This window comes from Nocardia sp. (genome assembly GCF_025465275.1).
In the GTDB taxonomy this organism is placed as follows: Bacteria; Actinomycetota; Actinomycetes; order Mycobacteriales; family Mycobacteriaceae; genus Nocardia.
Genome location: NZ_JAODNK010000239.1, coordinates 1 through 4,911 on the forward strand (window position 1 = coordinate 1; position 4,911 = coordinate 4,911).

Sequence of the window (4,911 nt, forward strand, 5' to 3'; positions counted from 1 at the left end):
GTTTCTGAGGCAGAGTGAACGTCGTGGCCCTGTTCCAGGTGTTGAACCTACTGCTGTTCCTCTTCTGGCTCCTGCTGATCAGCCGAGTCATCGTCGAGTTCATTCGCAGCTTCGCGCGGGACTGGCGGCCCACCGGGTTCGTTGTGATCGTCCTCGAGGCGATCTTCACGATCACGGACCCTCCGGTGAAACTTCTGAGGCGTTTGATACCCCCAGTGAATCTTGGGGGAATAAGGCTCGATCTCTCGATAATGGTCCTGCTTTTCATCGTCTTCATCTTGATGTCGATCACGGGCCAGCTCGGGCAGTCGGTAGCTCAGGTGTGACAGAATGGCCGGAAGAACTAATGCTTGCCAGATCTACCGCTAGATCTCCAACGAAGCGTGAAGGGATCGTTCCATGCCGCTGACCCCTGCCGATGTGCACAACGTCGCGTTCAGCAAACCACCGATCGGGAAGCGCGGCTACAACGAGGATGAAGTTGATGCCTTCCTCGACCTGATCGAGCAGGAGCTCTCACGCCTCATCGAGGAGAACGCGGACCTTCGCCAGCGTGTTGCTGAGTTGGACGCGGAATTGGCTGACGCCAAGAAGAATCGCGGTCCGGTCAATGCCGTGAAGGCGCCGGTCGTGCCGGAGCCGGTGAAGGCCGCGCCGCCGCCGCCCGCTCCCATGCCGGTCGCCGCCCCGGTCGCCCCGCCCGCCGCGCCCAGTGCGGACGCGAATCTGCAGGCCGCCAAGGTGCTCTCGCTCGCGCAGGAGATGGCCGATCGCCTCACCTCGGATGCGAAGACCGAGGCAGAGCAGCTGCTCGCCAATGCCAGAGCGAATTCGGAGCGACTGGTCGGCGATGCCCGCACCCGTTCCGAGGCCATGGTTGCCGACGCCCGTCAGAAGGCCGAAGCCATGCTGTCGGACGCACAGACCCGTTCGGACAGCCAGCTGCGCCAGGCCAAGGAGAAGGCCGACGCCCTGCAGGCCGATGCCGAGCGCAAGCACACCGAGATCATGGCCACCATCACGCAGCAGCGCAGCGTGCTGGAGAGCCGGATCGAGCAGCTCAAGACCTTCGAGCGCGAATACCGTGTGCGCCTGAAGTCCTACCTGGAGTCGCAGCTGGAGGAGCTCGAGAACCGTGGTTCCGCGGTCCCGGTCGATGGTGGCGAGTTCAGCGACAACGCCTCGGGCAACGGAGCACTCCTCAAGGGCGGCAAGTAGAGTCGTCAGCACGGCCACTGGTGCTGCGCTGCCCGTTGATCGGGTTGTGCGGCGCCGCCACCGTTTCCATACGAGGGGGTGGTGACCATGCTCGTGATGACACTGGCCCTGGCAGCCGTCGGTTTCGGCCTGCTGGTGACCGCACTGACCACCGGTTCGGTGGTCTGGGCGTGGGGCTGCATTATCGTGTGCGTGCTCGGCGCGGTTCTGCTGCTGGTCAGCGCACTTTCCTTCCGTGAGGACCCCGAGGACGCGCAGCCGCGTCCGGGTGGGCGGCACGCAAGGCATTGACGGGCGAGCCCAGGGAATATCCGCTGGACCTGCCCGGCTAGACTCGAAGTAGTTGCACGGCGTCGATCCGGCCATCACCGGGGAGTCTTCGGAAGAACGGCGTTCGCGCCCAGTAGAACCGAACGGGTGAGCCCGTCACAGCTCGCAATGAGTGGTTCGGCCCGGCCGCGATGTCGCGGAGCGGCCGGACAAGCGGGGTGGTACCGCGGTATCGGCGCACAGCGCCGGCGTCGCCCCCGTGCCCACCGGGGTCTGCACGCAGGCCCACTGGCACGAGGAGCTGACGCCGAGATGTCCGGCGAGAATCCCACACCCACCGCCTACCCCCGCGCCGACCTGGGCGCATCCTCGGGTCAGGTGTCCTTCCCCGAGCTCGAGCAGCGCGTGCTGGACTACTGGGCCGCCGATGACACCTTCCGGGCCAGCATCCAGAATCGTTCCGATGCAGAGGAATTCGTCTTCTACGACGGTCCCCCCTTCGCCAATGGGTTGCCACATTACGGTCATCTGCTGACCGGATATGTCAAGGATTTGATCCCACGATTTCAGACCATGCGCGGGAAGAAGGTCGAACGGCGCTTCGGCTGGGACACTCATGGGTTGCCCGCGGAAATCGAAGCGGAGAAGCAGCTCGGTATCACGGACAAATCACAGATCGATGCTATGGGTCTCGCGGAATTCAATGCCGCGTGCAAATCTTCGGTTCTTCGCTACACGAACGAGTGGCGCTCCTATGTGACGCGTCAGGCACGTTGGGTCGACTTCGACAACGACTACAAAACCCTCGACCTCGACTTCATGGAATCGGTCATGTGGGCGTTCAAGTCGTTGCACGACAAGGGATTGATCTATCAGGGCTTCCGGGTGCTGCCCTACAGCTGGTACGAGCAGACGCCGCTGTCGCATCAGGAGGCGCGCATGGACGACGCCTACCGTATGCGCCAGGATCCGGCGGTGACCGTTGCAATGGTGCTGCAGGTGCCGGCGGATCACCCGCTACATGCGTTGGATGGCGCCAATGCACTGATCTGGACGACCACGCCGTGGACGCTGCCATCCAACCTGGCCATCGCCGTACACCCGGACGTCACCTACGTGCACCTGCGCGGTAAGGACGGTAAGCGGTACCTGCTTGCCGCCGAACGGGTCTCGCACTACACCCGCGAGTTCGGCGAGGAACCGGAGGTGCTGTCCGAGCACTCCGGCGCTGCCCTCGCGGACCTGAACTACCACCCGCCGTTCGACTTCTTCGTCGGTCATCCGAACGCGCACCGTGTCCTCAATGCCGACTACGTGACAACCGACTCCGGCACCGGCATCGTGCATCTCGCGCCTGCCTTCGGTGAGGAGGATATGGATGTCGCCACCGCCAACGGCATCCAGATCGTGCAGCCCCTCGATGCGGGCGGCAAGTTCACCTCGATGGTGCCGCCGTATCAAGGCCTCATGGTCTTCGACGCCAACCCGGTCATCATCAAGGACCTCAAGGCGGCCGGAAAGCTGTTGCGGCACGAGACTATCGAGCACTCCTACCCACACAGCTGGCGCTCCGGTCAGCCGCTGATCTACATGGCGGTGCCGTCCTGGTTCGTGGGGGTTACCAAGTTCCGCGACCGCATGGTCGAGCTCAACAAGGAGATCAGCTGGACTCCCGAGCACATGCGCGACGGTCAGTTCGGTAAGTGGCTGGAGAACGCGCGCGACTGGAACATCAGCCGTAACCGCTACTGGGGCTCGCCGATCCCGGCGTGGGTGTCTGACAATCCGGAATACCCGCGGGTGGACGTGTACGGTTCGCTGGACGCGCTGGAGCGCGATTTCGGCGTGCGGCCGACCGATCTGCACCGGCCCATGATCGACGAGTTGGTGCGCCCGAATCCCGATGACCCGACCGGGAAGTCGATGATGCGGCGTACCCCCGAGGTGCTGGACTGCTGGTTCGAGTCGGGCTCCATGCCGTACGCGCAGGTGCACTACCCGTTCGAGAACAAGGAATGGTTCGAGGGCACCGACACCGAGTCCGCCCACAGCCCCGGCGATTTCATCGTTGAATACAACGGTCAGACCCGTGGCTGGTTCTACCTCCTGCACGTACTGTCCACCGCGCTTTTTGATCGTCCGGCGTTCAAATCGGTTGTGGCGCACGGCATCGTGCTCGGCGACGACGGCCTGAAGATGTCCAAGTCCAAGGGCAACTATCCGGACGTCAACGAGGTCTTCGATCGCGACGGCGCCGACGCCATGCGCTGGTTCCTGATGGCCTCGCCGATCCTGCGCGGCGGCAATCTCATCGTCACCGAGCGCGGTATCCGCGAGGGTGTCGGCCATGCGCTGCGACCGCTGTGGAACGCCTGGACCTTCCTGCAGCTGTACGCCTCGACACCCGGTGTGTGGCGCACGGATTCGGCGAATGTGCTCGATCGCTACATCCTGGCCAAGCTGGCGCAGACCCGCGAGGTCATGACCGATGCGCTGGAGGGGTACGACATCGCCGCCGCGGCAGAGGAATTCCGGTCCTTCGCCGATGCGCTGACGAACTGGTATGTGCGCCGGTCGCGTTCGCGCTTCTGGGAAGAGGACCGCGACGCCATCGACACCCTGCACACCGTGCTGGAGGTCGCCACGCGCCTGGCCGCTCCGCTGCTGCCGCTGCTCACCGAGGTCATCTGGCGTGGCCTCACCGGTGAGCGGTCGGTGCACCTGACCGATTGGCCGAGTGCGAGCGATCTGCCCGCCGATCCCGAGCTCGTCTCCGCCATGGACGAGGTGCGCACGGTCTGCTCTACGGTGCTCGGTCAGCGCAAGGCGCAGAATCTGCGTGTGCGCCTGCCGCTTTCGGAGCTGACGGTGGCCGCGGAGGATGCGGAACGCCTGCGCCCCTTCGCCGAGCTGATCGCCGATGAGGTCAATGTCAAGAAGGTCGACCTCACCACCGATGTGGCCGCGCACGGCCGCTTCGAACTGGTGGTGAACGCCCGGGCCGCCGGTCCGCGCATCGGCAAACAGGTGCAGGCGGTCATCAAGGCGGTCAAGGCGGGGGAGTGGAGCGAGGCCGCCGACGGCACCGTGACCGCCGCCGGCATCACGCTGCTGCCCGAGGAATACACCCAGCGCTTGGTCGCCGCCGAACCCGAATCCACCACCGCGCTGCCCGGCAATGCCGGTCTGGTGGTGCTGAATTCGGTGGTCACCGAGGAGCTGGAGGCCGAGGGCTGGGCCCGCGACCTCATCCGCGACCTGCAGGAGACCCGCAAGTCCAGTGGCTTGGATGTCTCCGACCGCATCACCGTGGTCCTGGACGTTCCGGCCGACCGTCAGGAGTGGGCGCAGACGCACCGCGATCTGATCGCCGGTGAAATCCTCGCCACCACCCTGACTTTCGGGGATGCGGGCGCGGACGCC

General features: G+C 64.7%; 4 protein-coding genes. All 4 read left to right on the top strand.

The genetic code is table 11. From position 1 onward, the window contains the following. Window positions 1-23: 23 nt before the first annotated feature. Entirely contained in the window at window positions 24-326 is a 303-nt protein-coding gene (locus JWN03_RS45315; RefSeq protein WP_297629014.1) for a YggT family protein, read from the top strand. 73 nt (window positions 327-399) lie between these two features. Further along, window positions 400-1,218 carry a DivIVA-like cell division protein Wag31 gene (wag31, locus tag JWN03_RS45320; protein ID WP_297629015.1) on the top strand — a complete coding sequence of 273 codons (819 nt, stop codon included), beginning with the start codon at window positions 400-402 and terminating at the stop codon, window positions 1,216-1,218. A gap of 87 nt (window positions 1,219-1,305) precedes the next feature. Next, a complete protein-coding gene (locus tag JWN03_RS45325) occupies window positions 1,306-1,509 on the top strand; it encodes a hypothetical protein (RefSeq protein ID WP_297629016.1) in 204 nt (67 codons plus the stop codon). A gap of 291 nt (window positions 1,510-1,800) precedes the next feature. Further along, a partial coding sequence (gene ileS, locus JWN03_RS45330; RefSeq protein ID WP_297629017.1) for an isoleucine--tRNA ligase occupies window positions 1,801-4,911 on the top strand: 3,111 nt, incomplete at its 3' end.

What these genes read in the sequence shown, in the direction of transcription:
- wag31 (WP_297629015.1), top strand. Translation starts at nt 400, where the DNA reads ATGCCGCTGACCCCTGCCGATGTGCACAACGTCGCGTTCAGCAAACCA.
- JWN03_RS45325 (WP_297629016.1), top strand. Translation starts at nt 1,306, where the DNA reads ATGCTCGTGATGACACTGGCCCTGGCAGCCGTCGGTTTCGGCCTGCTG.